We start from the raw sequence: 26,767 nt of genomic DNA, 5'->3' as shown, positions 1-26,767 counted from the left end.
GAGTATGATACAAAAGACAGGGCTAGTGGTTTTTGTGACGGCGTTCGCGTTGTTCAGTGTTTTGCCCTTTCTGGGTTCTTATCGCTTGGAGAGGACAACGGTGGCCCAAGAGGTAAAAGCGGAGCATCACTCCGTCATGACCGAACTTTTGGAGCCCATGTATGACAGGGAATATCCGTCCAATATTGCCTTTATACGTGATTTTCAAAGGTATTTTTCAGGTTACAATGATCGTATGAAGACCGAACAACGCTGGGATGAGGTGATTTGGGACAACTATGCGTTTCCGTTGACGAAGGCAGCAGCCGTCGGGCCGGTTCAGAAGCGACCGATGGGTTATTTTTTAGCCTCTGTACTACTGGCCGTAATCGGTGCCTTGCTTTACATTATCCCATTGTATAGAAACCAGCCCCCCGGAGTCAAAAACGACGGTATTCAGTATTCTTCGATGACATCTAGGGGATTGTTGGGTATTGTGACGGGCTCTTGGCTAATCATATTCTACATCGCCTTGTATTGGTTTCCGGAGTACTTGACCAATCTCGTGATCATGGTGGATCCGATCAGCTTAGCTCTATCCGGAAATCCGGCAAGCCAGTGGTTTTTATATGGGTTGGTGTACACCTTGGCCATCCTGGTGATGGGGGTCAGGATGTTTCGTAAATACAAGGGAAACGCATACCAAACTATTCGAACCGCCTCGGTGATGTTTTTCCAGCTTTCCTTTGCCTTTCTTATCCCTGAACTGTTGGTTCTGTTGAATAAACCCTGGCATGATTTTAAGAATATCTGGCCCTTGGATTATTCGTTCTTTTTCGACTACCGACTGGACGGGATGCTGGCGTCGGGCACGCTGGGTTTATTTATGTTGTTTTGGGGTATTTTGCTGATCGTTATCGGCGTTCCCATTTTTACCTACTTCTATGGAAAGCGCTGGTATTGCTCATGGGTATGTGGATGTGGGGGGCTGGCCGAGACCTTGGGAGATCCCTACCGACAGCTTTCCGACAAATCCCTCATGGCTTGGAAAATTGAAAGGTATATGGTACATGGGGTGTTGGTATTTGCCGTGGTGATGACTGCTATCACGCTTGCCAATTATTTCACGCAATTTCAGTTGCTCCGGGACGCCACCGATCAAGTCCACTCGATATATGGATTCCTGATAGGTGCTGCCTTTGCAGGCGTGGTTGGTACGGGCTTCTATCCGCTGATGGGGAATCGGGTATGGTGTAGGTTCGGATGTCCGTTGGCGGCTTATTTGGGCATTGTGCAGCGGTTTAAGTCCCGGTTTCGCATCACCACCAACGGTGGGCAGTGTATATCCTGCGGCAATTGTTCTACCTATTGCGAGATGGGCATAGACGTCCGCTGGTATGCGCAACGGGGACAGGCCATTGTAAGGGCTTCCTGCGTAGGCTGTGGGGTTTGTGCATCGGTTTGCCCACGTGGCGTCCTTAAGTTGGAGAATAAATCTGAAAACGGGAGAACAGAGGAAGCTCCCATTATGATAGGTAACCATTCTGTTTCGATTAAGCCTTGATGCTGTTGGTTTACATATGTTTGGGGGTATACCTGGTGGCGATGTGTTTCGTGCTTTTTTACAGCCTCACCCAAGCCCATCTGCTGCTGGGGTACTTCAGGGGGCTAAACAACAAACCCGTAGAGGTTAATCCCGTCAGGGACGACGAGTTGCCCAACGTAACCCTTCAGCTTCCCATTTTCAATGAACAATACGTGGTGGAGCGTTTGCTAGCTGCCGCTGCCCGACTTAACTATCCCGCGGGAAAGCTGGAAATTCAGGTGCTCGATGACAGTACAGATGGCACGTCTGAAATGATTGCCGATGAAATCAAGAAATATCCGGGGACTCTTTTTTTCCATCTAAGGAGATCCAATCGGGAAGGTTTTAAGGCAGGAGCCCTTAAAGCTGGGTTGAAAAGCGCGACCGGGGAGTTTGTGGCGGTTTTTGATGCCGATTTTGTGCCCGATCCGGATTTTATTCGCAAGACGCTTCCCTATTTTCAAGATCCTCGGGTGGGAATGGTGCAAACCCGGTGGACCCATCTCAACCAGGATTTTTCCCTACTTACTCGGCTACAGGCCTTTGCGTTGGATACACATTTTAGCGTAGAGCAAATAGGCAGAAATGTGCTGGGAGCCTTTATCAATTTCAACGGTACAGGAGGGATCTGGCGAAAGTCCTGCATACTGGATGCAGGAAATTGGGAGTCGGATACGCTGACGGAAGACCTTGACCTGAGCTATAGGGCACAGCAGCGGGGATGGAAGTTTGTATACCGAGGGGACATTGCTTCGCCAGCAGAACTGCCACCGGTCATGTCTGCCATCAAGTCTCAACAGTTTAGGTGGACGAAGGGCGGTGCGGAATGTGCCGCCAAACATTTGGGCCGGGTTTGGGAAGCGCCACTCCCTTGGCGGGTTCGTCTGCATGCTACTGCCCATTTGCTTAATTCGGTCGTCTTTGTTGCGGTCTTTCTGGTTGCGCTTAGCAGTATTCCCCTTTGGTGGGCATTTCACCGAGAAATGCTATCATCGCGGATTTTTGAGGGAGCGGCTGTATTCTTGCTTGGGTTTGTGGTGATCGCCGCGGTTTACTTTGTGGGGAATGTCGGCGTTCAAAAGGACTCGAAGCAAAGCAGCCTGAGGTTTATTTGGGAGTTGCCATTGTTTCTTTCTGTCTCCATGGGGTTGTGTATTCATAATGGATTGGCTGTATGGGAAGGTCTGAGCGGTCGGAAATCTCCTTTTATCCGGACCCCCAAATACAATTTGAAGGAAAGGAAGCTAAATTGGAAGGATAATTTCTATCATTCACGAAGTGTCCCCTTGGGGACTTATTTCGAACTGCTGATGGCAGGCGTATTTTCGGCAATCGTTGGTGCCTCTCTTTATGTACAAGCCTATGAAATGTTACTTTTTCACAGTATGTTAGCAGTAGGTTTCTGGATAGTAGGCCTGACGTCCGTCTTCGGAAGTAGATGGTCGTCGACGGGACGATAGCAAGGGCCCCCTCCTCAATCGGGCCTGCCCTTTTGGTTGAGCTGCACCCGCCCCGAAAAGGAAATGGCCTGATTTGGGTGTCCGCTTTGAGGAACCTTGGGTTTCTGTTAGGTAGATCTTTTGGGGATAAATTCTGACCTACAACTTATAGATTGCAGACGTATGGAAAAAACCGTGTTTACCGCGTACGCCAGACTGTGGCTCTTTTCGGCAATTGTTTGTCTGGTCTTTTTATCATCGACCTCCTGTCGCCAGCAGACCGAGGCAGAGCGGATCTTAAATGCGGCAATAGAAGCACACGGTGGGAGGTTGTTTGAGCAAAGTATGATCTCTTTTGATTTTAGGGATCGATCATACGAGTTGTTCAAGTCACCCGATGCTTTTCGGTATGTAAGGGCATTCACAGACTCCACGGGATCTGTCAGGGACGTATTGGATAATCAGGGGTTTGTCAGAACAGTCAATGGAGAACCGGTTGACCTGCCGGATGAGCGCGTACAGGCTTTTTCCAATTCGGTTAATTCGGTGGCTTATTTCGCGTTTTTGCCCTACGGGCTAAATGATGAGGCGGTATTCAAGTCCTACCTAGGCGAAACGGAGCTGGAGGGAAATACCTATTATGTGGTGAAGGTGACTTTCTCCGAAGAGGGAGGAGGTGAAGATTTTGAGGATGAATTTCTCTATTGGGTAAATCAAGAAACCAACCGGATCGATTACTTGGCCTACCTGTATTTTACAGATGGAGGAGGGCTTAGGTTTCGGAAGGCCACAAAGCAGCATTTGGTCGGTGGGCTGATTCTTCAGGACTACGCAAACTATAAGCCCAAAGACAAGACTGCCCATTTAGAGGATTTGGAATCGCTCTACAAAGAACGAAAGCTGGAACTTCTTTCAGAGATTGAGTTGCAAAACATCCGCGTGGATTTGGTAAAGTAGATGTGAAATAGGGAAAGGAAACTGGTTCCCTTTCCCAAGCCTTGATCATACCTCTACGGGCAAACATAGGCAATCCGAAGATGCTTCCGAATTCGTTGCAATTGCCGAGACCCTTATCTTATTCGGAAGTTGACCCCTGCCCGAAACCACCTGCCCGGCATTTGTACCGTTCCTGCTTCTATATAGTCTGCATTGGTGATATTGGAGCACTCGGCAAAGTAGCCTAATTTTTTCAGGCGATGTACATCCAGGCGGGCGTCCAGCAAAAAATAGGGATCCAACATCATACGTTCTATGTACCTGGTTTTGAGGTTCAGTTCGATACCAGGGCCATAGGAGGTTCGAAGGCCGCCGATAAGCTGATGGCGAAGGGCGTTTAGGGCGTATCGTGTTTCCTGCCCTTCCCGCTCTACCAGGTTGGCATCAATGAAGTTATAAGACAGCGAAGCCTCCTCGATCCGTAGGCCCTCTCCTGAATTGGTAAAGCGATAAAGAAGCCCAGCCTCGAGGCCTTGAAAGGTTACCTCGTTAAAGTTTTGAGGTTGCCACGGATCGGCTGCATCTGCGCGGGCCCATTCTATCAAGTTGTTGGTATGTCGGTTGAAATAGACGATTTCGGCTCGAAGGTTTTGGGCACCTAATTTGATCCCTGCCTCATAATTGATGGCTTTTTCTGGTTCCAGGGCATCGTTGCCGATGTTGGTTGGGCCTACGTAGTATAGGTCGGTGTAGGTGGGAATCCGGAAGCTGACGCCATAGTTTCCGTACAGACGAACCAAGTCACTAAGTTCATAGCCGATTTCGGCACCGGGGAAATGCCGCCAACCATATTCGGAATAGTAATTGGAATAAACCCCCGCCCGGAGATCTCCCCTGGAGAGAAAGGCGATTTTATGCTCGGCAAATACCCCCATAAGCGTTCTCTCTCTATTGCCAAGGTTATTGCTATCGATCTGTTCGGATCTGCCTTCTAGTCCAAACCCGCTCGTGCCTGCCTTCGACTGGTAACGTCCGTTTATCTCAAGGGCAGTCACGTCAGTGGTGTGGATGTTTTGAAAAAAAGCAGGATTCTCGCGATAGAGGCGGAATTCATCTTCGTTTCGCCTCCAGTAGGCGCGGGTGTTGACCCAAAGCCTGCGGGCATCGTAGGTATGGCTAATGGCTCCCAAATAGGTTTGGATGCTCTCCCATTGATCGGGAAAGGCACTGGTATAAAAGCCGTTTGCACCAAATTCTCTGGAGGTGAACGCCAATAACGCCTTGATTTCATGGCTGTCGTTCAGGTCGATACCTCCTTCGTAGAAAAGGTTGTTCACCACAAAATCGGAGTTGTACCAGTGACCATTGGAGGCATCGTGGGATAGGGAGAAACTCTGCTTGAAGGATCCTACCGGCAGGGCCACTTGAAGGTTTCCTCCCCGCATGCCGAAATCACCTCCGTAGATTCCTCCCTGAAGCCCGATTTCGTCGGGCAGGGTTGTAATGATATTGATCGCGCCTGTATAGGCGTTTTGACCATAAATACGTGAAGCCGGACCCTTCAGGATGTCTACCCGCTCTATGCTGCCAAGGGGCACCGGTATGTTCATCATGTGGTGGCCGGTCTGGGGGTCGGTTAGTTTGATTCCATTCACCAGCATGAGCGTCTGCTCAAAAGAGCCCCCCCGTATACCCACGTCGGCTTGGACCCCACTAACCCCCCGTTGCCTAACGTCGACGCCAGGTGTAAACGCCAAAACTTCCTGCAGGCTACGGGCGGGAGCAGTTTCTATTTCTTTGCGGTGGATGACGGCAATGTTGCGGGAGCTTTTGGCAAATGGGATTTCTAGACGGTTTTCCTTGATCACCACCTCATCTAGGGCGATAGAAGTGGTGTCCACTTGGGCCTTCAATGCTCCTAGGAGAGACAAAAGGCAGACGGATAAGCAAAATTTTTTCATGGTGGTTAGGTCAATTTCGGGACAAAGAACTTTTGAATCCACCACATTAACAAGGCCGTTGTCAAAATAGTGGGTTATGGTTTGAAAGGATCGCTCACTATAAATCATTCCGCTGCCAGGTATTTTTTCGTTTGACCCAGTCTTGTTAGCTTTGTGCTAAACCAAATCAATCGATTTTATGAGAAAATTGTTGCTGGGAATATCCCTGTTGATCGTGGCATGCGTATCTCCGATTGGGGGCTATGCACAGAATCAGCCGGAGACGAATCAACCGTTGTTTGATGAATTTACCTATAGGCAAGGATCGGCCTATCGAACCGCTTCCGGAAAACCCGGGCCATCCTATTGGCAAAATGGGGCCGATTACATCATAGAAGCGGAGATCGACGAAAATACACACGTTCTCAAGGGAAAAGTTACCATTACTTACATCAACAACAGCCCGGAGGAGTTGCCGTTTATCTGGTTGCATTTGGAACAAAATCGCTTTACGCCAGACTCCAGAGGTACGTTGACCACACCTATACAGGGCAATAGATACAACGGGGACACCGATGGAGGCTATGAAATTTCCAACGTACGGGCGCAACTGACGAAGCGAAACAGCCGGGTGTCTACAACCTATCGAATTACGGACACACGTATGCAGGTGGTATTGGATGAACCTATTCCAGCAAAAGGTGGGCAGGCGATTATCTCCATGGATTTTGAGTTCAAAGTTCCCCAAAAGGGTATGGATCGTATGGGTAGACTTGGGGTAAAGGACGGGCAGATCTATGCATTGGCCCAATGGTATCCCAAGGTGGCGGTGTTTGATGATGTGGTAGGCTGGAATATAGAGCCCTATCTGGGAGCGGGAGAGTTTTATTTGGGTTATGGTGATTTTGAGTATAAGGTGACCGTTCCTTATGACCACATCGTAGTAGGTTCCGGGGAATTGTTGAATCCAAAGGAGGTGCTGACGCGGGTACAACAGGAGCGTATGAGTCTCGCCGCACGTAGTGACACCACCGTTTATATCGTGCGTCCCGACGAAGTGAACAAACCGGAGATTTCCCGGCCAAAACAGGAAGGCAAGCTTACTTGGCATTTCAGTATAAAAAATGCGCGGGACATTGCCTTCGCCAGCTCCAAGGCATTTATTTGGGATGCGGCCAAGATTGATCTCCCAAGCGGAAAAAGGGCGATGGCCCAATCGGCCTACCCCATTGAAAGCGACGGGAAGGATGCCTGGGGACGCTCCACCGAATATTCCAAAGCGTCGATCGAGCACTACTCTGCCCGATGGTATGAATATCCCTATCCTGTAGCGGTGAATGTTGCCTCCGATATCAACGGTATGGAGTATCCGGGGTTGAATTTCTGCAGTTACACAAGCAAGGGAGAGTCCTTATGGGGAGTAACCGATCATGAATTTGGTCATAACTGGTTTCCGATGATAGTGGGTACCAATGAAAGAAGGTATGCGTGGATGGACGAGGGATTCAATACCTTTATCAACCACTACAGTAGCCTGGAGTTTAACAACGGTGAGTATGGCTCCAATCTCAATCAAACCCGGAGGTACCTAAACTGGTTTTCCAACCCTGCACGGGAGGGAATTGACACCTATCCGGATGTAGCGAACACCTCCAATCTAGGCATGATTGCCTACATGAAGCCGGCTATCGGGCTGCTGATGTTGAGGGAGTATATTTTGGAGCCTGATCGATTTGACTATGCCTTTAAGTCCTATATAGAAACCTGGGCTTATAAGCATCCACAGCCAAATGATTTTTTTAACCTAATGGAAAATGTATCGGGTGAGAATTTAAGCTGGTTTTGGAAAAGTTGGTTCTTTGGGACAGAAAACATCGACCTTGCGATAGATAATGTCGTGCCTTATGGAGGCAACTTCGTGGTCATGCTCTCTAACAAAGGTGGGGTACCCATGCCTGTGCTGATGGAAATAACCTATGCAGATGGTAGCACCGATCGGGTGAAACTGCCTGTGGAAATATGGCAGCGCGGAAATCAATGGAATTATCTACACCGTACCACCAAGGAGGTGACCAAGGTGGTGCTGGATCCGGATAAAATTCTGCCCGATATCAACTTGGGCAATGATAGCTGGCCCAACCGGATCTATGAATAGTGTTCGGATTATCACCTAGGGTACTGCATACCAAAAGAGGAGGTGTCACACATGGAGGCATCTCCTTTTGTGTTTCCTAAAGATGGACGGTTTTTTTCAACGAAGCCGGAAATCGACCATATGCCAAAAAAAGAGGCCGCTCTTTTTGAACAGCCTCTTTTCCAAAAAACGTTCGCACCTCAATACTCATCGTTGATCTCTAACCAATAGCCACTGGGATCCTGAATGTAGATTTGGCGAATACCATCTGGTCGAATGTTCACTTTACCGGCATTCCCCCGGGCGTCTTCATACGGGATTTTGTTGTCCCTGAGCTTTTTGATGAATCCATCTAAATCTGCTACACTGAAACATAGGTGGTTGTCTTTTTCAATGCTTGGATTTGTCCAGGGGTGTTCCCTTGCGATCACATGGAGTGAAGTGCCCATGCCCATATCGTACCAAATATGAAGGCCGTCCTTAAAGGGCTCATCGATCTCTTTTAATCCAACGATGTTTTCATAAAATTCACCGCTTTTTTTGATGTCTTTGGCGTAGATCGCTACGTGGTTGATTTTGGTTTGCGTGTAAGCAGTCATCATAGAAATTAGCAAAACAAACGTAGTACAAGTGATTTTTAATTTCATTTCCGGTCTTTTTTGGGCGGTAATGGTTTGATTCAGCCATTAAAGGTACAAAAAAAGGCCGGAATAGCATGATCCCGGCCTATTGGTGCGATATCGGAGACAGAACCTCTTATTCGGCAAACGCGAGCTTAGTAGCTTCGTCAAATAATTTTAAGCCCTGTTGGTAAATCTCATTGATATCGTTGATGACTCGATAAAAGGCATTTTCGTCATACAGATTTCTTCCCATATGGGCTTTTATCAGGGTTTTGAGGTAAGGCTTGGACTTGTTGAAGTCCTTCTCTACGAATTTAACCTTGTTCTTTTCACCTACCTTGATCAACTCGTTCAACATGGCATCAGAGACTTCGTATTTATGGTAGTAGTCATCAAAACTCATGTTTGAGTATACTTTTTTGTTTCGATCGAGGTAGTCAAGAATAAATTCTCTCCATGCTTCAGAACTGAACAACCTGTTCACGTAGGGACTAGACATGGTGGTGTCCCAAGGCACAAAGTAATCGGGCATAATGCCTCCCCCGCCGTATACTGTCCTTCCTTTTACTGTTTCATATCGAAGGCTGTCGTTGAAGGATACGGAATCGGCACTGAAGAATTCGCCATGTTCCAGTCGGCGGAAGTAGTCCATGCTGTAATCTTCCTCGTCTTCACCATAGGGTTTTTGGATAGATCGACCGGATGGCGTGTAATACCTGGCAATGGTCAGCCGCAATTCCGCTCCGTCAGAGAGATCGATGGGCATTTGAACCAATCCTTTACCAAACGACCGACGTCCGACGATCAGGCCTCGGTCGTTGTCCTGAACGGCACCTGCCACAATTTCGGAAGCTGATGCACTACCCTCATTGATGAGCACAATGATTGATCCGTCTTCGAATGCGCCAGGCCGCATGGCACGTGCCTTTTGGTTGTATCGTTTGAGTTTACCCTCTTGGGATACGATTACTGCTTCATTGCTCAGAATCTCGTCTGCGATATTGATGGCTGCCCCCATGTATCCACCCGGGTTGCCCTGAAGGTCCAGCATCAACTTGGACATTCCTTGGGCTTTTAGGGTTGTGAGGGCTTTTCTGAACTCCTCGTGGGTATTGGCCGCAAATCGGGTAATTTTGATGTACCCAATCTCATCGTCGATCATGTAGGAGGCGTTCACGGAGTATTGGGGGATTTTGTCACGGGTAATGGAAAAATCCAGCATGTCGGCAGCATTTTTTCGTTTAATACCCACATCTACTACGCTTCCCTTCGGACCCCGCAACAGATCAAAAACATCCCGGTTGGTAACACCGATACCCGCAACGGTCTTTCCGTCAACCGTGATTATCTGGTCACCGGGCAACAGCCCTAATCGCTCGGATGGGCCTCCGGTAAGCGGGGAAACGACATAAATGGTGTCCCTAAGGATGCCAAACTCGATGCCAATACCGTCAAACTCTCCTTCAAGTTGGGATTTCGCCAGTTTGGCGTCCTTGGCAGAAATGTAGCTCGAATGCGGATCCAGCTTATTCAGCATTTTTTCGATTCCGTATTCTACCAGTTCGTTGGTATTTACACTGTCTACATAATCGCGGTTGATATAGGTGATGATTTCCTGGAGTTTGTATATTGCAGACTTCAGATCATTCCTGTCGTTTTTGGGTTCGGCGAAAGTGGCCCCAAACCAGATCCCTGCGGCTACACCGATCGAAAGTAGAATGGGGAGCCTTATTTGCGCTTTGGTGTTTTTTACTTCGCTCACGTTAGTTGTTTCGTTATAGTTACAATGGTGGATACTTCTGCGGTTGTTAATTTAAGCAGAAAATATTCATATTTATAATTAAACCGATATTTTCGGTGTTTCGTTTTATTTAACGCAACAAATTAATTTTCGGTCCCTGACTGCACTATTTTTGCGCAAGATTTTTTGTACTTTTGTATGAATGGCTTCATCCAGTGATATATATAAAAAGAGCATTGGGGATCTGGTAAGTGAAAATCATGTTTTTGCCGCTGTTCTCCACTACTTTGGAATCAGCTTTTTTCAGTTTGAGAGCGATTCCCTGGAAGATGTATGCCGAAAGTTCAAAGTCAGCCCCTCCCAAGTAGTTGCCGAATTGGAGAGCTGGGCGAAATCTCCCGACCCCTCCACAGAGGAACTGTACCTTCACCCCATCGAAGTGTTGGTGGGTTACCTGAAGAAGAAGCACAGGTATTTTATGCGGCAGGAGTTGCCCTTTCTCTCCACGATGGTAGCCGGTATTACCAGCAACCCTTCCTTCGATTCGCTCCTAGCAGATTTGCGCCTCCTGTTTCCATTGTTTGCCGACGACTTTATACACCACATCCATGAGGAGGAGGATACCCTGTTCGAGCGAATCCGATTTTTGCAGGAAATAGAGCGAAATAACCTTCCACTTCAGAAAGCGCTGATGGTATTCGAAATGGCGTCGATCATGGATCTTGCCGAGGAACACGAAGCCCATGATGATGAAATGGAAGGTATCCGAAAGCTTACCGCCAATTATTCTCTGAAAAAAGATGCACCGATTGCCATTCGGGTGCTCTACCATGAACTCCAAAAACTCGAACAGGAGCTCATCATCCATGCCAAGATCGAAAATGATCTGCTTTTTCCCAAAGCGGTGGAATTGGAAAAGGAAGTCAAGCGAAGTCTCCTTCAAAAAATTAAGTCCAACTAATGGGTAGAGTACTGGCGATTGACCTTGGGACCAAACGAACAGGTTTGGCAGTGACGGATCCATTGCAGTTAGTGGCAAACCCATTGGAAACGATTCCCACCCATACCTTGTTGACATTTTTGAAGGCCTATTGTGGCAGAGAAGAAGTAGAAACCTTGGTTCTTGGGTATCCAAAATCCATGGACGGTACCGATACCAATATGACGAAACAAGTGCTCACAATGCAGAAAAAGCTAGCCAACATCTTTGCTGACAAGAAGGTCGTATTGGTGGATGAGCGATTTACCTCCAAAATGGCCATGCAATCCATGATTGCCATGGGAAGCAAGAAGAAAGATAGAAGGGAAAAAGCCGGCAACCTTGACAAAATCAGTGCCACCATTATTTTACAGACCTACTTAGATAGAAAATGATATATCCGATTGTGGCATATGGCCATTCCATCCTGAAGAAAGAAGCGACGGAAATTGCCGAAGGAGAAGACGTGAAGCCGCTGATCAAAGATATGTTCGCGACGATGGAACATGCCAGTGGAGTGGGGCTTGCAGCTCCCCAGATAAACAAAGGTATCCGACTTTTTGTAATAGACAGTAACCTCATGCTTGATGACGAATCAGAAGAGAAGGGTGTGAGAAGGGCCTTTATAAACCCCATCATCCTGGACGAATATGGAGACGAATTTGGATTCGAGGAGGGCTGTTTGAGCATCCCTGAAGTTAGGGCGGAGATCTTTCGTCCCGAAAAACTGACGCTTGAATACTACGACGAAGACTGGAACCTTCGAGAAGAGGAGTTTTCCGGATTAACGGCACGGGTAATACAGCACGAATACGATCACCTGGAAGGGATCTTGTTTGTGGACTACCTGAAGGGGTTGAAGAGACGGATGGTGAAGAGTAAACTTCTTGAAATAAGCAAGGGGAGGGTTTCTACGGATTATCGGATGCTTTTCCCCCTGTAGCTTGTAAGGTTTCTTTTCAACACGAAAAAGTTGGTTTTCCTGACATGAAGGATTTAAAACTTGCGGCCATACAATCCGATCTGTATTGGCATAATAAAACGGCTAATTTGTCCATGTTTGAGGAGAAGATCTGGCAAATTGGAGAACAAGTAGACCTGATCGTCCTGCCTGAGATGTTCACGACCGGATTTACCATGGACGTGGCCAATATGTCGGAGCCAATGAACCTCGATGCCTGCAAGTGGCTCAAGGCCATGGCTTCTCAGACCAAGGCGGTCGTTACCGGCAGTGTCATTGTACGGGAAAAGGACTTGTTTTTTAATCGGCTTCTCTGGGCAACGCCGGAGGGAGAATTGACCTTTTATGACAAAAGACATCTCTTTCGTATGGCCGGTGAGGACAGTCATTTTTCGATGGGAACGGAAATGCCGGTTTTTCAGGTGAAGGGGTGGAACGTGTTGCCACAGATTTGTTATGATTTGCGGTTTCCGGTTTGGTCCCGCAACCGCGTTTCGCAACAGGGAGATTTCGGATATGATCTCTCGCTGTATATAGCCTCTTGGCCTGGATCCAGGGTACAGGCTTGGGACATACTGCTGAAAGCCAGGGCTGTTGAAAACTGGTGCTATACACTTGGAGTCAATAGGGTAGGCGTAGATGGTAACGGGATTGCTTACCTTGGACATTCTGCTGTTTACGATTTCAAAGGCAGTACCTTGGGGTTTGTGGGAACCCAGGAGCAGACCTTATTGGTAACCTTGGACGCATCCAGTTTATTGGATTACAGGGATAAATTCCCCGCCTGGAAAGATGCAGATGATTTTGAGTTGAAAGCGTAGTTCTCCTAATGATGGATCATGAGCTTGAAGTGGGAGGCTTCATTTCCGGCAAACACCCAGAGAACATACAATCCAGGGGCTAGTTGTTGAAGTTCCTGAAGATTTTCCCGGTTTGCCGATAGCGGTATTCCCGTCATTACCCTCCGTCCAGCTGAATCGATAATTTCCCCCGTTGCGTCACGGTTTACAAGAATGGATACCCGGGTGGTCGCAGGGTTGGGGTACACTCTTACCTGAAGGGCTTCGTTGGGAGAACCCAACCCTTCCGTGATATCTTTCAGGTACATTAGGCCGCCGGCACGCGTACCAAGGATCAGATCTACTCCCTTTGCAAAGGGATCGGTCAGTGCCGTAATCCACGTATTTCTTCCCAAACGTGATTCCCTAAGCTGGTCTTCACCGGTTAAAACCAGGACCTCCGTTTTGATTGGGGTGGTCATGAAATTCTCGATTTTGGTTAGAATGCCCCGTTGGTCCACCGCGAAAAGAAAGGGTGCTGGGCCCTGCACTACCGTGACCGAAAGTGCCCGATTTACGGGGTTGTCTGAAAAGCCCAGGAAGTTGCGTTCCAGTAGCTCAAACGTAAGGCTGGTTCCAAAAATAGCCCTGAAAAGCACTAATTCACCGGTTTGCCTTGCTAGCAAAAGGTAGTCGTTGCCCTGATGGCTGAAGAAATAGGGTTGGTCTACCCCCCGTATAACAAAAGACGGAAGGCTCGCTGTCCGAAAATTTTCCGGGTTGTCCGCTTCGGTCCAGAGAATTTTTTTCTCCGGGATGGCATTGACCATTTCGTCCCCACTTACCACTAGCCAGTCGGTACCGGAATGCGACCGAAAGTGTTGCACGGCCAATTCCCGTAGATTTAACCTGGAGAGGGAAAGGTAATCATCCGAAACCATTTCCCATTTGCGGTTTATTAGCTGAAGATGGAAGGCCTTTCCCGTTGTTCTTCCGTTTTGAACCTGGTTAGCGGTCACGATCAGGTTTCCCATCTGTTGGTTTCCCAGGAAAAAAGGGCGGGCATTTTCGCCAAAGTCTATCATCTGCTCTTGTAAGAAACGCTCGGTGAGTGGGTTTTCAGCATTTTCCTCAAAGGAAAACTGGTAAATACTTGCCGAAAAGTCGATCCCAAAGGGAAAGGAAGGTTCGGAACTGTGGGTACCGATCAACAGTTGGTCTTTTACGAAATAGGCAGCGTGGAACAGGGGGAATTGGGGCAACGGGCCAATTCCAGGCAATTCGGTTTGGAATTCGTCGAAAATTGGCTGCTGGTCAGTGCCTTTGTTGGGAAGGAAATAAAGGGTGTTGCATTCATCTTGCCCAATCAACAGGTCCCGGGCACCGTTACCGGTAAAATCATGAAATAACATAGAGTGCCCTCCGGCATGTTCTACGCGGGCAGATTCCAGTCCCGCAGGTGCCTGGGCGATCGGCTGACCCGTGCAGGTTCTGCCGAAAGAGATTACGCCACAGCTACAAAACTCAAAACCTCCCCAGCGCACTTGGGCACTGGCAAATCCGTCAATATCCGCTGTGCCTTTTCGCTCCATGCTGGTATTGCGGTAGTACTCCAAGTAGTCGCCCGTGGCGAAGTTAAAGGTCAGTATGTCCAGGTCTCCATCGCCATCCAAATCCAGCAATAACGGAATATCCAAGCTGTTGGCGGTAACATTGGAGCCATTGTCCAATCTAAGGAAGGGCTGGGCTTCCTCCCAACGCAGCTGGGTAGGAGTAGATGCGTTTTTATAGGCCTTTATGCCGAAGGGAGAACTGGTAAAGAGGTCTTTTTTCCCGTCTCCGTCATAATCAGCCAATACCATAAACCCGCTGATATCCCTCGGAAATCCATAGGAAAGCTCGGGAAGGTGGGTGAAATTTCCATTTTCCTCCTTGAACACAGAAACCATACGGGCATTGATATCCCATACGATGTATTCCTCTTTTCCGTCCCCGTCTGCGTCCATTGTTTGGATCTGTGCGGCGTTGATTCCACCGGCAAAAGGCATGGAAAGCTTAGATCCGGCAATTGTTACATCCCCGGGCGAAAGGATGCGGTAAATCTGCTGCGCTTGGACTAGGCCAACCCACAAAAAGGCAAAAGAGGCGAGGATGACGCGCATAGCTTTTAATTTTTAAAGTTAAACGATACTTTTTGAAAGGGGGATATATTACTTTTGTTTTTATTCCACACAAGGCAGCAAGGGTTTTTGGTGCCTCAAATTCCCCACTATCCCAACTTGGTTTAGGCCATGGATATACAGCAACTTTACGAAGTTTTCCTTGCCTCTACGGGCGTTTGTACAGATACACGAAAGATCACCGAAGGTAAGGTGTTTTTTTCCCTGAGGGGTCCGAATTTCAACGCAAATGCCTTTGCCCGTCAGGCAATTGACCAGGGTGCCTCGGCAGCAGTCATTGACGATCCGGTTTTTTTGGTGTCCAATGACCCCCGCTGTATACTGGTTGAGAATGCGTTGGTGGCCCTTCAGAAGCTGGCGAGGCATCATCGCGACCAATTTTCCATTCCGGTAGTTGGATTGACCGGGAGCAATGGGAAAACGACCACGAAGGAGTTGTTGAATGCCGTTTTGAGTTGCAAATACCGTACACTGGCGACGAAAGGAAATCTGAACAACCACATTGGGGTGCCCCTGACTCTGTTGGAGATGAGTGCAGATACTGAGCTCGCCATCATCGAGATGGGGGCCAATAAGCAGGGGGATATCCATGAACTATGTGAAATAGCAAATCCCACTCACGGCCTGATCACCAATATTGGCAAGGCGCATCTTGAAGGAATGGGAGGAATCGAGGGAGTGTTGAAAACCAAAACCGAGTTGTTTCAACATTTACGATCTACCGGCGGGCAGGTATTTGTCAATACGCGCCAAGACGTATTCTCCAACATGATTCGGAGGTTCCAGAGCCCCGTTCTTTTTCCGGAAGCGGATTCCTTTTGCGGAGTGACGCTAATTTCCGCTGATCCCTTTGTTCATTTTCGGGTGGAGGGCTTTGATAAAGTTTTTCATTCAAACCTGATCGGAAGTTACAATTTTGACAATATTGCTTCATCCATTGCGGTTGGTAAATTTTTCGGAATATCCCCCCAGGCGGCGGCCTTGGCGGCGGCTTCCTACCTTCCGTCCAATATGCGGTCCCAGCTTATGGAGAAGCGTTCCAATCTAATTTTGTTGGATGCCTACAATGCCAATCCATCCAGCATGGAAGCTGCCCTGACCGCGTTTGAAAAAATGCAAGGAAAGGCACGCAAAATGGTGATTTTAGGAGACATGTTGGAGCTCGGAGATGAAGCAGAAGTGGAGCATGCCAAATTAGGGGAAAAGCTGTCAGGGATGGCCATTGACAAGATCTGCCTCAGTGGTATACTGGTTCAGCATGCTATACCCATGGTGCCTAACGCGCTCTATTTCCCTGATCCCTTTTCTCTCCGAAATTGGCTTTTGGATTCCAAATTGGAAGATTACCTTATTTTGATCAAAGGAAGTAGGGGTATGAAATTGGAAACGCTTCTGGACTGTATCTAGGTGGATATTCTTTAGGTTTTTTGACTCCGGAGGGCTGTTAAATTCGAGAGGCAGTTTTTTAGAGACAAAAATTTAGTAAGTAATACTTCTAATAAAGAGTTTAAAACATTTTTTTAATAATTTTTGCATATCATGGTAACCTACAAGAACTCAATTCGTAAGTATCAGTGAACCAACATTATTCAGTTACCAAAATTTAGAAATCATGAAAACGTTATTGAAAAATTCCGCCGTATTGATTGTAGCATTGTTTTTAGGGGTTTCCTTTCAAGGGTTTGCCCATACACCAAATCCGGACAATCCCAAGAATCTGCTGAAGCCTGTAGAGAAGAGAGGGAAATATGCGAAACTTGACGTAAGCACGCTTCCTAAGGATACACCGGTGGTGGTAAGGGTTCGTGACGATGTAGACAACTTGGTTTACGAATTTAATGTGATCAATAGGGGCCAAAAGGAAGTGGTGGTTGATTTCAACCGATTGAAGACTGGTGTCTATTCGATGAATATACTCAGGGGAGAAAATGATGTCATCAGAAAAGTATTGAACATCCACTGGGATCAGGTCATCGTGAATGATGTGATGGCTTTAAGCCGGGACAGGGGAAATGAAAGATACTGGCCTTTCTTCATGATGAAATAAGCGATCTTTAACAGTCAGTTTACTGGGGACGTAGAGCGAATGCTTTGCGTCCTTTTTTTATATAAGTGGGCTGGTATTATCTGTTTTTTCGTAAATGTAATAACCTTACTACCTGATTATCGTAAGTTATAGTAGGCCAACATAAGTTAATTACCATAAAAATAGAACTATGAAAGTGTTAATAGTAAATTTTGCTACGTTGTTTTGTCTGCTTTTTATCGGAGCTAGTCAGGAGGGATTCGCAGGGGCAGCTGCGAATGAGGATCCGGATAACATCCTTACACCGGTAGACAAAGACGGTAGATACGCAAGACTAGATGTCACGACCCTACCTATGGATACGCCGGTGGCTGTCCGGGTGAGGGATTCCTCCCAGCGCCTTGTATACGAGTTTGACGTGGTCAATAAGGGTCAACGAGCGGTATTGGTAAATTTCAATCACTTGAAGCCGGGAATTTACTCCGTTACTATCATCAGGGAAGAGGATGATGTGGTTAGGAAGAACCTGACTTTATACTGGTATGAAATTACCGTAAACAGTGTGGTCGTTCTGGAAGAAGACCGCGGGCAAGAGGGCCATTGGCCTTTATTTGCCATTCCACAATAGCCCTGTACTTAAAGCTCGCAGGAACCCGGGCGGGGCATATGCCTCGCTTCTTTTTTAAGCATTGTTTTAGTTTGTATGCCAGGGAAAATGCGTCGTTCGCTCTTGCCGTTTCGGCGAGTTGTTTCTTGAACAAAGAAGTCGTAGAGAGGGTGATATGCAGACGTCTCTATGGTGAAAATTTAGTTTGTATTACATACATAAAGAAAACAATACATGTTTTTAATAATTTTTACATATCAATGTAACCTGCATACATCTTTATCGTAAGTATCAGTAAACCAACATTATTCAAACACCATAATTAAAAAAATCATGAAAACGTTATTGAAAAACTCCGCAGTTATGATCGTTGTGCTTTTCTTGGGAGCCGCTTTCCATGGCTTCGCCGGCACGAATATCGATGTAAATCCAGAGAATTTGTTGACCCCTGTTGATAAGAAAGGGAAGTATGCAAAGCTTGATGTTACCACCCTTCCTATGGACACTCCAGTAGTGGTACGGGTTAGGGACGATGCAGAGCGTCTCGTATATGAGTTTAAGGTGACCAATAAAGGCCAGAAAGAAGTATTGGTTGACTTCAACCGACTGAAGCCAGGTTTGTATTCACTCAATGTTCTTCGGGGCGAGAACGATGTTGTGAGAAAAATAATGAACATCTATTGGGATCAAGTCGTTGTTGACAACGTCGTAGTTCTAAATAGAGACCGTGGACAGGAGGGCAGATGGCCACTCTACATGGTTCGGTAGAAATTAGCCTAACTTAACCAACTAACGTCTGACGTGAGGTTTCCGCCTCACGTCTTTTTTTTTCGTTCAAAGTACCTGTGATTCTTCCGGCTAGCAGATTATTGACGGCCCAGTTTTCCCAAAACGGACTAGCCCAGGTGTTTATAGTATGCTTTAGGTTCCAGCCTTGATTTTTTAATCAGGGTTGAATAGGGCTCCCGTTTTCACATTATTTAGGGATTAACGCCAAAAATTATTTCCTTGAGTTCGTTGGTATTTAGGAATGGACGAACAAATCGGGTATTTTTCGGGTATTGTTTACCTACACTAATCTTTTGAATTATGGAATATCGTTTTCTCGGTGCATCGGGGCTCAAGGTGCCCGAATTGAGTTTTGGAACCGCTACCTTTGGCGGTGGAAATGCCTTTTTCAAAGCTTGGGGCGATACCCAAGTGGAAGAGGCGGGTAGACTGGTGGATATATGCCTGGACGCGGGCGTTAATTTTTTTGATACGGCGGACGTATATTCGGGGGGCTTGGCGGAAGAGCTGCTTGGTAAGGCCATTGCCGGAAAACGTAGGGATTCCCTGATTTTGTCCACCAAATCCACCTTTACATTTGGTGAGGGGCCAAACAATCAGGGCTCCTCGCGTTTTCACATCCTGCGTCAGGTTGAGGGAAGCCTCAAGCGTCTGGGCACCGACTATATCGACATCTACCATATGCATGGATTTGACGGTAACACGCCTGTGGAAGAAACCTTGCGTACACTCGATGATCTGGTCCAAAGCGGGAAGGTCAGGTATCTGGCAGCGTCAAATTTCTCGGGCTGGCATATGATGAAATCTCTGGCCATTTCAGACCGTTACGGTTGGAATCGGTACGTAGCACATCAGGTATATTATTCACTGGCGAATCGTGACTACGAGTGGGAACTTATGCCTCTGGGACTGGATCAAGGGGTAGATGCCATCGTTTGGTCTCCGTTATCTGCTGGTCGGTTAGGCGGGAGATATGGAAGGAACAAGCCAATCCCTGCGGAAGGCAGAATTGCACAGGGGGGCAGTCCTATTCCCGACATGGTCGTGCAAGAGGAAGTCTTTTACCGTACGGTAGAGGTATTGCAGGAAATAGCCGAGGAAGTTGATAAACACATCGCACAAGTTGCCATCAATTGGCTGCTACGGCGCCCAACGGTCGCTTCGGTGATCATAGGTGCCAGAAACGAGGAGCAATTGAAGCAAAACCTGGGCGCCGCAGGGTGGTCGCTCACAGCGGAACAAGTACAACGTCTGGACGCTGCCAGCGAGGTACCACCTCCCTATCCCTATTGGCATCAGTGGAAAAACAAATCCCTGAACCCGACTCCTACGTTTTACTGAACAGCAGTCGTGAATATAGGTGACAAAAAAAGCGGGAAACCATGCTGAGTGGTCTCCCGCTTTTTCTTGAAAAGGATTTTATGATTGGGATTTGACAGGGAGCGATTAGATTCTCGCGCACCCCGGTTCATTCGTCAATTCAGTTGGGCTCGTACCCCATCCTCGTCAATGTAGCCGTTGTGTTCCCAAATAACATCCTCGTTTTTATACAATTTCAATACGGGCAGAGCCGAAACCCCAAGTTCTTTGCAAAGATCCGGATTGTTATCGACGTCAATGCGGATAAGCGTTAACTTGTCAGCCATTTCTTCCGAGATCTTTTCCAAGTAGGGTTTCATTTTCTTACAGGGAGCACACCAGGTGGCATAAAAATCAACCAACGCCAGCTTATCTGTCTGCAACATGGTCCGGTATTCGGCAAGTGTCATCCCTCCGCTTTCCCTACTCTCCAAGATGGTTTCCGGCAGGTCTTTGCTTCTCCACTCCATTATACCGCCTGGCATTTCATATACATTCTCATAGCCATCATCGCGTAAAAAATTTGCAGCTGCTTTGCTTCTGGCACCGCTAAGACAATAAATATATACCGGCTTTGACTTGTCCAGCGCCCGTATCTGATCGCGAAACTGTTCGCCATTGATGTTTACATTGGCGGCATTTTCGATGTGCCCTTTCCTAAACTCCTCCGGGGTCCGAACATCAACCAATTGCACATCAGGAATTTTTGAAATCCGCTCGTTGAACTCCTCGGCGGAAAGCTCGATTTTTTCTTGATTCTGGTCTTTTCCTTCTTCTTGGCGCGTTGAGCAACTGAGGCTGGCGAAAATCAAAAGCCCCCATACAAATCGGTGCATATGTGTAACTATGTTTTATATCAGCGTTCCGGTCGGTACTCCGGGAAATGATCGTTTCTTTCCCCCTAAGGTAGTTGATTTTAGGGGGATTTAATAAGCATTTGGTAAGACACTATGATTTTACGCTATTCCAGACCCGAGATATTCAAGGTCACAGATAGGCACAAAATCAGGCTTTCTGTTTTTTGCAGGTGTTGATACCCAGTGGGCTGTAGAGGGGGCAAATGCCAACCAAAGAGGTAATAAGCATAGAAGCACCTATTACCCCCAATACGATGGCAACCGTTCCAGTGATAATGTTCAGTAAATAGAGCAGGCCGATAATCAGGGCAATTGAAAGCCTAATCACTTTGTCGAGTTTTCCAATGTTGGTGTTCATGGTGTTTGAGATTTTGGTTGATTTAGCCCACTTTTCTAGACATAGGGCTTTTCCTTTTACAAATGTTGGAACATCCTAATTGGTAATCAGTTACTTTTGTCACATAGCTAAGATTCTTGGCCCTTTTCGGATTGAAATCGGGGGGAGATGATTGAGCAGAGTGGGTGGAACTTGGACGAATAATTGGCGGATTCGTGTGGGTTGTTTGGGAAATTGATTAATTTTATTTTTGGTTCGGTTTTTGGAATTGCTTTTCCGGACTCTCTGCTTTTACAAAACACCCGTTCATGATCAAGGTTTTATTTATTTGTCTGGGGAACATATGCCGATCTCCGCTTGCAGAGGCGATATTCAATGCCAAAGTCACGGCAAAAGGATTAAACGGGCGTATTTGCTCGGATAGTTGTGGGACATCTGATTTCCATATAGGAGAGCTCCCCGACGAGCGTACGTTGGCGTGCGCGGACAGGCATGGGATTCCGATCAACCACAGGGGTCGTCAGCTACGAAGAAGTGATTTCAGGGATTTTGACTACCTGATTACCATGGATACCTCGAATTACCAAAATACCCTTAAGCTTGCCCATCGACATAAATTGAAGGTAAGTCATGTACACCTCCTCGGCGAGTTTTCTGCCGGTTCCTTTATAAAGGATGTTCCTGATCCCTATTATGGGGGAGAAGAAGGTTTCGAAAATGTGTACCAGATTTTGGATAGCTACATTGACCAGTTTTTGTCCGTGTTGGAAAACCATCCACGTGTCAATGGAAAACCCGAGTGAGGACTTCGAGTCTATTCTTTTTGAAGTGTTTGGGCAAGAGATCGATGTACCGGACTTCGCCTTGGTTGCCTCGGGTCATGCAAATCAAGCCATATTATTAGATACCTCCCGTGGGGCTTTTTTGTTGAAGGTAAGCACGGTTGTGGAAAGTCGCCAGTTTGGTGAGGAGGCACGTGGATTAAAGCTGATCGGTCGGCACACCTCACTAAAGGTGCCGGAGGTTTATGGGTACGGGAAGGTAGGTACAAGTCACTACATTCTGATGGAGTGGTTGGTGCAGGGGAAGCGGGTACCAACCTACTGGTCTGAGTTGGGGGAGGGGATAGCCGAGCTGCACATGGCCACCGTTAGCAATTTTGGTTTTGAGGTGTCCAATTACATTGCTGACCTTCCCCAAAGGAATACCTATCGCCCTGATTGGAACACTTTTTTTGTGGAGGAACGCCTGGAACCTATGTTGCACAGGGCATACCTGCACCAATTGATTTCGAAGGAAAACCTAATAAAAGTTCAGTCCATCTATCCTCGGTTTGCCGGTTTATTTCCGAACGAAAGGCCCTCCTTGCTGCATGGGGACCTATGGTCTGGTAATGTGCTGTCCACGGAAAAAGGGAACCCTGCTTTAATCGATCCTTCGGTTTATTACGGCCATAGAGAAATGGATCTTGCCTTTTCCAAACTTTTCGGGGGCTTTGATGCTGCTTTCTATGAGGCCTATAACCACGTATTTCCATTGGATCCGGGCTTTGATGACCGAATGGATGTATATAACCTTTATCCCTTATTGGTACACCTAAACCTCTTTGGGGCTGGTTATTTGCCCGGAGTTCTTAGGATTGTGGACCGTTTTTCGTGAGTGATCATTTAATCAGCATTTGCAGCGTATTGGGGCTTTTTTCGGTCAACAAAACTGCTTCGGAAGCATCCCGATAAATCTTTTCGTGGTCATCTCCGTAGTTTTTTACAGTGACCAATTTAAGGCCTTCCATTTTTTGGATGTGAAACGTAGCCATTAGCGAGGTTGGAAATGTTTCCGGAATCAGTTCAGATTGGTCTATCACCAAGTGAAGGGTTACCGCGGTACTTTGCAGCATATTCACCGTCCAGTTAAATGACTTGGCAGTTTTAAACATTTCCTCGTAATGAAACCCCCCCACTTTGGAAAGATCCCTGACACGGAAGCTTATCCAGACTTGGTCGGGTTTGATGACGGTAATGGGGATTTTGGGATGATCCTCGAAGCTGCCGATCACTGTTCCCGGTTGATCCGGATTCGCAAAAGACTTTACAAACAAGGGGATCTTTTGCTTGGCGAGCGGCTTGATGGTTTTGGGGTGTATCACCTTGGCACCAAAATAGGTCATTTCGGCGGCTTCTTCGAAATCCAAATAATCGAACTTGATGGCATCGGGAAAAATATCCGGGTCGCCGTTTAGTATTCCTGCTACGTCTTTCCAGATTGAAACAGACTTTGCACCGGTACTGACGGCAAGAATGGCCGCAGTGAAATCCGATCCTTCGCGGCCCAACGTGGTGGTGTTTCCCATCCAATCGCTGCCCATAAAACCTTGGGTGATCACCGGGCACTTTTCCAGTGCTGGAATAAGAAGTTTGCGGCACCGCTGCATGGTCGCTACCCAGTCCACTTTTGCCATTTTGAAGCTCGAATCGGTGGCGATCAGTTCACGGGCGTCCTGCCAAAGGCAGAAAAGACCTGATTGGCATAGGTACTCGTGTAGGATGCGGGTAGATAACAGTTCTCCGAACACAATAGTCTGATCGTAGAGGAATCCCTTTCCCTGCCCTTTGTGATCGCTAACCAGCTTTCGTTTCAATTGAACAAATAAGTTGTTAACCTGACTGAATACGCTGTGACCGGAGGGAAACAATCCCGTGCAAATCCCGATATGGTATTCCTCCAATTCAGCGATTTCCCGGTCGAAGTCTTGCTGGGAAAAGGCTTTCTCGATAATTTCTTCCAAGTAGTCTGTCGTATCCCCGGATGCAGATACCACCACCACGAGTCCGTTTTTCCAGTGGGTTTTGAGAATACTGGCGACATTTTGAAAAGAAACGGCATCTCGGACAGAAGCACCACCGAATTTGAAGATGAAAGGTTGGACCATGCAGACAAAAAGGGACTAGATCTTGGGATTTTTTTTGTAAATTCCGACAAAGTTATGAAGACCAAGCCTTACACACAAGACATCTCGCCGCTGGGTTATACAGTGGGAGTTACCCTGGACCGTTTCATCAAGGATAAACAGGCTGATTTCCCCTTCGCCACGGGTGAGCTCTCCCAGCTGCTACGTGACATTGCCCTTGCCTCAAAAATTGTTGCCAGAGAAATAGGCAGGGCTGGGCTGAGTCATGTGACAGGCGCTTTTGGGCATACCAATGTGCAGGGCGAAGAGCAACAAAAGCTGGATGTGGTGGCCAATATCCGTTTTACCCGAGCCTTGACAAAAGGGGGGGAGGTGTGTGCCGTGGTGTCGGAAGAGGAAAATGAGGTAATCGATCTACAGAACAAAACCGGAAAGTATGTGGTGGCCATTGATCCGCTGGATGGGTCTTCCAATATAGATGTCAATGTGTCCATCGGTACGATATTCTCCATTTATCGGCGGGTTACTCCCCAAGGGTCTCCCATTTCCGAGCAGGATGTCCTGCAAAAAGGCAGCCAACAGGTTGCGGCTGGTTACGTGTTGTATGGCTCTTCTACCATGCTGGTATATACTACGGGCATTGGGGTCAACGGCTTTACCTACGAGCGCTCACTTGGGGAATTTTTCCTTTCGCACCCCGCTATTCAGGCACCGGTAACGGGAGATATTTTCACTATCAACGACGGTCTGACTCCTTCGGTGGGTTTGGGGATTGTTGAGTTTTTGAACGCCTGCAAACGAAAAGGCCGTACTTCCCGGTATATTGGGAGCTTGGTGGCTGATTTTCACCGCAACCTGCTGAAAGGAGGTATTTATTTATACCCATCCTCTACTAAAAACCCAAGCGGAAAAATCCGTCTTCTTTACGAAGCGAATGCATTGGCTTTTTTGGCAGAGCAGGCAGGAGGAATGGCCACAGACGGTCGCAGACGCATCTTGGATATTCAGCCGGAATCCTTACACCAGCGGACTCCCCTGTTTATCGGTTCGAGGGAGTTGGTAGAAGAGTTGCATACCCACTTGTAGCGAGTGTCGAAGCCGGCTTTTTTTAAAAATCAAAAGGGTATGCCGTTGATTTGGCTATTCATTCCGGTACTTTGCCCTTAGTTGAAGTTTGAGCAGTTGCCTATCCACCAGTGCCAGACTTAGCTCCATGGCCATCGTCATCACTGGTGTGTGGTAGAGTATGTTTTTTAGTTTTTCCTCACCAAGGTCGATTTGATAGCAGAGTTGTAAAAGTCTTTCCATATCCCGATCCAGTAGCCGTTGGATGCGGGGACAAATCAGAGAGGCTAACTCCTCCCTGGTTCCGGATTTCGGTACCTCGGGAAGCGACAGCCTCTCTTGGAGGTCTACTGCACAGGCAGCTAGCAATGGTGCTAGGTCAGTTTCCACTGACCGCTTTACGATTCCACTGAACCATCGCCACTTTCCGAGGTTTCGTCGGTAGATTCCTGAAGTACCTCCGGAGCCTGTTGACGCACAATCGTATACCAGTTGATCAGTTTTTTGATGTCCGAAACGTACACCCGGCTCTCATCGTAGTCTGGCAGCACGTGTTTGAGGAAGGCCTTTAGCTCGTCGTTATCCGCAGCTTCCACGCCGGTATCTCCTGCAAATTCTTGTTCGATGGTTTTCATAACTTCGTGGAGGGGGGTGGAGCCTTCTTCGGTCGTGGTGTAGATGGAGATTTCGTTCAGTAGGGATACCCGCTGACTGGTGCCGACGACCAGTTTTGCCTTTTTATCGTCCAGCGATTCCAGTATCACCCCACTTCTGCTGGGTTTAAGTACTTTGTAAAGGCCTGGCTTTCCAGATACAGCCGCAATTTCTTTAAATTCCATAGGTCGATAGTAATTAGGTACAAATAAGTTGGTTGGTTTATCTTTTATCGTTTGTAAAATTCCGCAACGTTTTCTTCGATGTAGGCAACAAACTCTTCCTTTCCCATCGCATTTTCTGCCGATGTGACGAAATAATCCGGTACGTCACCAAAGAGGGTTTTCATCTCAGCAAGAAATTTGTTTACATTCTCCTTTATCCTGCTGGTGGACAGTTTGTCCGCTTTGGTAAATGCCAGCGCAAACGGGATGCCTCGTTCGGCGCACCACAGGGCAAAGTCGATATCAAGCTTTTGGGGGTCTAGTCTACTGTCTACCAGAATAAAAACAGCGACCAGATTTTCCCGCTCGGTAAGATATTCCCTGATCATTTTGTCCCACTCTGCTTTCAGTGATTTGCTCACTTTTGCAAATCCATATCCCGGAAGATCAACGAGGTACCAGTTTCCATCTACGATGAAATGATTGATCAATTGGGTTTTTCCCGGTGTACCGGAAGTTTTGGCCAGCCCTTTATTATTGGTAAGCATGTTAATGAGCGAGCTTTTGCCTACGTTTGATCTGCCGATAAAAGCAAACTCAGGCTTATCCGGAGAGGGACATTTCTTGTAGTCTGTGTTGCTGATTAAAAATTTGGCCTGCTTGATCATCTCACTGAAATTTTTCACAAAGGTAACCTTTTCTCGTTAATCCAAGACTACCAATAA

The 26,767-nt window shown here is 47.3% G+C and carries 26 protein-coding genes; 16 read left to right on the top strand and 10 right to left on the bottom strand.

Annotated elements, in window-relative coordinates; genetic code table 11:
• Window positions 1-4 precede the first annotated feature (4 nt).
• The 3 genes from ADIS_RS08440 to ADIS_RS08430 all read left to right on the top strand — a co-directional run bounded on the left by ADIS_RS08440 (window position 5) and on the right by ADIS_RS08430 (window position 3,960).
• Window positions 5-1,543 carry a 4Fe-4S binding protein gene (locus tag ADIS_RS08440; RefSeq protein WP_010854013.1) on the top strand — a complete coding sequence of 513 codons (1,539 nt, stop codon included), beginning with the start codon at window positions 5-7 and terminating at the stop codon, window positions 1,541-1,543.
• Window positions 1,543-3,024 (top strand): cellulose synthase family protein, encoded by a 1,482-nt coding sequence (locus ADIS_RS08435; protein WP_010854012.1) that lies wholly within the window; start codon window positions 1,543-1,545, stop codon window positions 3,022-3,024. Before ADIS_RS08440 ends, ADIS_RS08435 begins: the two co-directional genes overlap by 1 nt.
• Before the next feature lie 162 nt (window positions 3,025-3,186).
• On the top strand, window positions 3,187-3,960 hold the full coding sequence (locus ADIS_RS08430) for a DUF6503 family protein (protein ID WP_010854010.1): 774 nt from the start codon (window positions 3,187-3,189) through the stop codon (window positions 3,958-3,960).
• Between the two features lie 113 nt (window positions 3,961-4,073).
• Here the strand turns inward: ADIS_RS08430 and ADIS_RS08425 are convergent, their stop codons facing one another.
• Entirely contained in the window at window positions 4,074-5,900 is a 1,827-nt protein-coding gene (locus ADIS_RS08425; RefSeq protein ID WP_035805287.1) for a TonB-dependent receptor plug domain-containing protein, read from the bottom strand.
• Between the two features lie 178 nt (window positions 5,901-6,078).
• Between ADIS_RS08425 and ADIS_RS08420 the strand changes: the two genes are divergently transcribed.
• Window positions 6,079-8,034 carry a M1 family metallopeptidase gene (locus ADIS_RS08420; protein ID WP_010854008.1) on the top strand — a complete coding sequence of 652 codons (1,956 nt, stop codon included), beginning with the start codon at window positions 6,079-6,081 and terminating at the stop codon, window positions 8,032-8,034.
• A 179-nt stretch (window positions 8,035-8,213) separates the two neighbouring features.
• On the opposite strand, the gene ADIS_RS08415 is transcribed toward ADIS_RS08420, so the two are convergent.
• Together ADIS_RS08415 and ADIS_RS08410 are read right to left on the bottom strand one after the other, a co-directional pair.
• Window positions 8,214-8,660, bottom strand: coding sequence for a VOC family protein (locus tag ADIS_RS08415; protein WP_010854006.1), 447 nt, complete (start codon window positions 8,658-8,660; stop codon window positions 8,214-8,216).
• 109 nt (window positions 8,661-8,769) lie between these two features.
• Entirely contained in the window at window positions 8,770-10,398 is a 1,629-nt protein-coding gene (locus ADIS_RS08410; RefSeq protein WP_010854005.1) for a S41 family peptidase, read from the bottom strand.
• Window positions 10,399-10,579: 181 nt separating this feature from the next.
• Here ADIS_RS08410 and ADIS_RS08405 point away from each other — a divergent pair, with 181 nt between their 5' ends.
• Genes ADIS_RS08405 through ADIS_RS08390 form a run of 4 tightly spaced genes read left to right on the top strand, consistent with a single transcriptional unit; the run spans window position 10,580 to window position 13,138 of the window.
• The gene (locus ADIS_RS08405) at window positions 10,580-11,338 is read left to right on the top strand and encodes a hemerythrin domain-containing protein (RefSeq protein ID WP_010854004.1); all 759 of its coding nucleotides are present in this window, start codon (window positions 10,580-10,582) and stop codon (window positions 11,336-11,338) included.
• Complete coding sequence (gene ruvX, locus ADIS_RS08400) at window positions 11,338-11,751, top strand: Holliday junction resolvase RuvX (RefSeq protein WP_010854003.1); 414 nt, start codon at window positions 11,338-11,340, stop codon at window positions 11,749-11,751. The genes ADIS_RS08405 and ruvX overlap by 1 nt, the downstream gene beginning before the upstream one ends.
• The gene (def, locus tag ADIS_RS08395) at window positions 11,748-12,299 is read left to right on the top strand and encodes a peptide deformylase (RefSeq protein WP_010854002.1); all 552 of its coding nucleotides are present in this window, start codon (window positions 11,748-11,750) and stop codon (window positions 12,297-12,299) included. Before ruvX ends, def begins: the two co-directional genes overlap by 4 nt.
• Before the next feature lie 44 nt (window positions 12,300-12,343).
• Window positions 12,344-13,138 carry an amidohydrolase gene (locus ADIS_RS08390; protein WP_010854001.1) on the top strand — a complete coding sequence of 265 codons (795 nt, stop codon included), beginning with the start codon at window positions 12,344-12,346 and terminating at the stop codon, window positions 13,136-13,138.
• A 5-nt stretch (window positions 13,139-13,143) separates the two neighbouring features.
• Here the strand turns inward: ADIS_RS08390 and ADIS_RS08385 are convergent, their stop codons facing one another.
• Window positions 13,144-15,258 carry a T9SS type A sorting domain-containing protein gene (locus ADIS_RS08385; RefSeq protein WP_010854000.1) on the bottom strand — a complete coding sequence of 705 codons (2,115 nt, stop codon included), beginning with the start codon at window positions 15,256-15,258 and terminating at the stop codon, window positions 13,144-13,146.
• 129 nt (window positions 15,259-15,387) lie between these two features.
• On the opposite strand from ADIS_RS08385, the gene ADIS_RS08380 reads away from it, so the two are divergent.
• The 5 genes from ADIS_RS08380 to ADIS_RS08360 all read left to right on the top strand — a co-directional run bounded on the left by ADIS_RS08380 (window position 15,388) and on the right by ADIS_RS08360 (window position 20,039).
• Complete coding sequence (locus ADIS_RS08380; protein WP_035805255.1) at window positions 15,388-16,683, top strand: UDP-N-acetylmuramoyl-tripeptide--D-alanyl-D-alanine ligase; 1,296 nt, start codon at window positions 15,388-15,390, stop codon at window positions 16,681-16,683.
• Window positions 16,684-16,888: 205 nt separating this feature from the next.
• Window positions 16,889-17,323: a hypothetical protein gene (locus ADIS_RS08375; RefSeq protein WP_010853999.1), complete on the top strand. Its 435-nt coding sequence runs from the start codon at window positions 16,889-16,891 to the stop codon at window positions 17,321-17,323.
• Window positions 17,324-17,492: 169 nt separating this feature from the next.
• On the top strand, window positions 17,493-17,930 hold the full coding sequence (locus tag ADIS_RS08370) for a hypothetical protein (RefSeq protein ID WP_010853998.1): 438 nt from the start codon (window positions 17,493-17,495) through the stop codon (window positions 17,928-17,930).
• Window positions 17,931-18,242: 312 nt separating this feature from the next.
• Window positions 18,243-18,677, top strand: a complete 435-nt coding sequence (locus ADIS_RS08365) for a hypothetical protein (protein ID WP_035805252.1) — start codon at window positions 18,243-18,245, stop codon at window positions 18,675-18,677.
• A gap of 321 nt (window positions 18,678-18,998) precedes the next feature.
• Window positions 18,999-20,039 carry an aldo/keto reductase gene (locus ADIS_RS08360; RefSeq protein WP_010853996.1) on the top strand — a complete coding sequence of 347 codons (1,041 nt, stop codon included), beginning with the start codon at window positions 18,999-19,001 and terminating at the stop codon, window positions 20,037-20,039.
• Window positions 20,040-20,173: 134 nt separating this feature from the next.
• Here the strand turns inward: ADIS_RS08360 and ADIS_RS08355 are convergent, their stop codons facing one another.
• Window positions 20,174-20,893, bottom strand: coding sequence for a thioredoxin domain-containing protein (locus ADIS_RS08355; RefSeq protein WP_010853995.1), 720 nt, complete (start codon window positions 20,891-20,893; stop codon window positions 20,174-20,176).
• 169 nt (window positions 20,894-21,062) lie between these two features.
• The gene (locus ADIS_RS08350; protein WP_010853994.1) at window positions 21,063-21,272 is read right to left on the bottom strand and encodes a YgaP family membrane protein; all 210 of its coding nucleotides are present in this window, start codon (window positions 21,270-21,272) and stop codon (window positions 21,063-21,065) included.
• 287 nt (window positions 21,273-21,559) lie between these two features.
• Here ADIS_RS08350 and ADIS_RS08345 point away from each other — a divergent pair, with 287 nt between their 5' ends.
• Together ADIS_RS08345 and ADIS_RS08340 are read left to right on the top strand one after the other, a co-directional pair.
• A complete protein-coding gene (locus tag ADIS_RS08345) occupies window positions 21,560-22,054 on the top strand; it encodes a low molecular weight protein-tyrosine-phosphatase (protein WP_010853992.1) in 495 nt (164 codons plus the stop codon).
• Complete coding sequence (locus tag ADIS_RS08340) at window positions 22,038-22,910, top strand: fructosamine kinase family protein (protein ID WP_010853991.1); 873 nt, start codon at window positions 22,038-22,040, stop codon at window positions 22,908-22,910. Before ADIS_RS08345 ends, ADIS_RS08340 begins: the two co-directional genes overlap by 17 nt.
• Window positions 22,911-22,914: 4 nt before the next feature.
• Here the strand turns inward: ADIS_RS08340 and ADIS_RS08335 are convergent, their stop codons facing one another.
• The gene (locus tag ADIS_RS08335; protein WP_010853990.1) at window positions 22,915-24,180 is read right to left on the bottom strand and encodes an aspartate kinase; all 1,266 of its coding nucleotides are present in this window, start codon (window positions 24,178-24,180) and stop codon (window positions 22,915-22,917) included.
• A gap of 54 nt (window positions 24,181-24,234) precedes the next feature.
• Here ADIS_RS08335 and fbp point away from each other — a divergent pair, with 54 nt between their 5' ends.
• Window positions 24,235-25,245 (top strand): class 1 fructose-bisphosphatase, encoded by a 1,011-nt coding sequence (gene fbp / locus ADIS_RS08330; RefSeq protein ID WP_035805285.1) that lies wholly within the window; start codon window positions 24,235-24,237, stop codon window positions 25,243-25,245.
• A gap of 54 nt (window positions 25,246-25,299) precedes the next feature.
• On the opposite strand, the gene ADIS_RS08325 is transcribed toward fbp, so the two are convergent.
• Genes ADIS_RS08325 through yihA form a run of 3 tightly spaced genes read right to left on the bottom strand, consistent with a single transcriptional unit; the run spans window position 25,300 to window position 26,710 of the window.
• Window positions 25,300-25,614, bottom strand: coding sequence for a hypothetical protein (locus ADIS_RS08325; RefSeq protein WP_238325410.1), 315 nt, complete (start codon window positions 25,612-25,614; stop codon window positions 25,300-25,302).
• A gap of 8 nt (window positions 25,615-25,622) precedes the next feature.
• Window positions 25,623-26,063, bottom strand: a complete 441-nt coding sequence (locus ADIS_RS08320) for a DUF5606 family protein (RefSeq protein ID WP_010853987.1) — start codon at window positions 26,061-26,063, stop codon at window positions 25,623-25,625.
• Window positions 26,064-26,107: 44 nt separating this feature from the next.
• On the bottom strand, window positions 26,108-26,710 hold the full coding sequence (gene yihA / locus ADIS_RS08315) for a ribosome biogenesis GTP-binding protein YihA/YsxC (protein WP_035805249.1): 603 nt from the start codon (window positions 26,708-26,710) through the stop codon (window positions 26,108-26,110).
• Window positions 26,711-26,767 lie beyond the last annotated feature (57 nt).

Origin of the sequence: Lunatimonas lonarensis, from assembly GCF_000390185.1 — a bacterium.
GTDB classification, from domain to species: Bacteria; Bacteroidota; Bacteroidia; order Cytophagales; family Cyclobacteriaceae; genus Lunatimonas; species Lunatimonas lonarensis.
The sequence above is the reverse complement of the archived record's forward strand: the minus strand, read 5'-3'. Positions and strand labels throughout refer to the sequence as shown.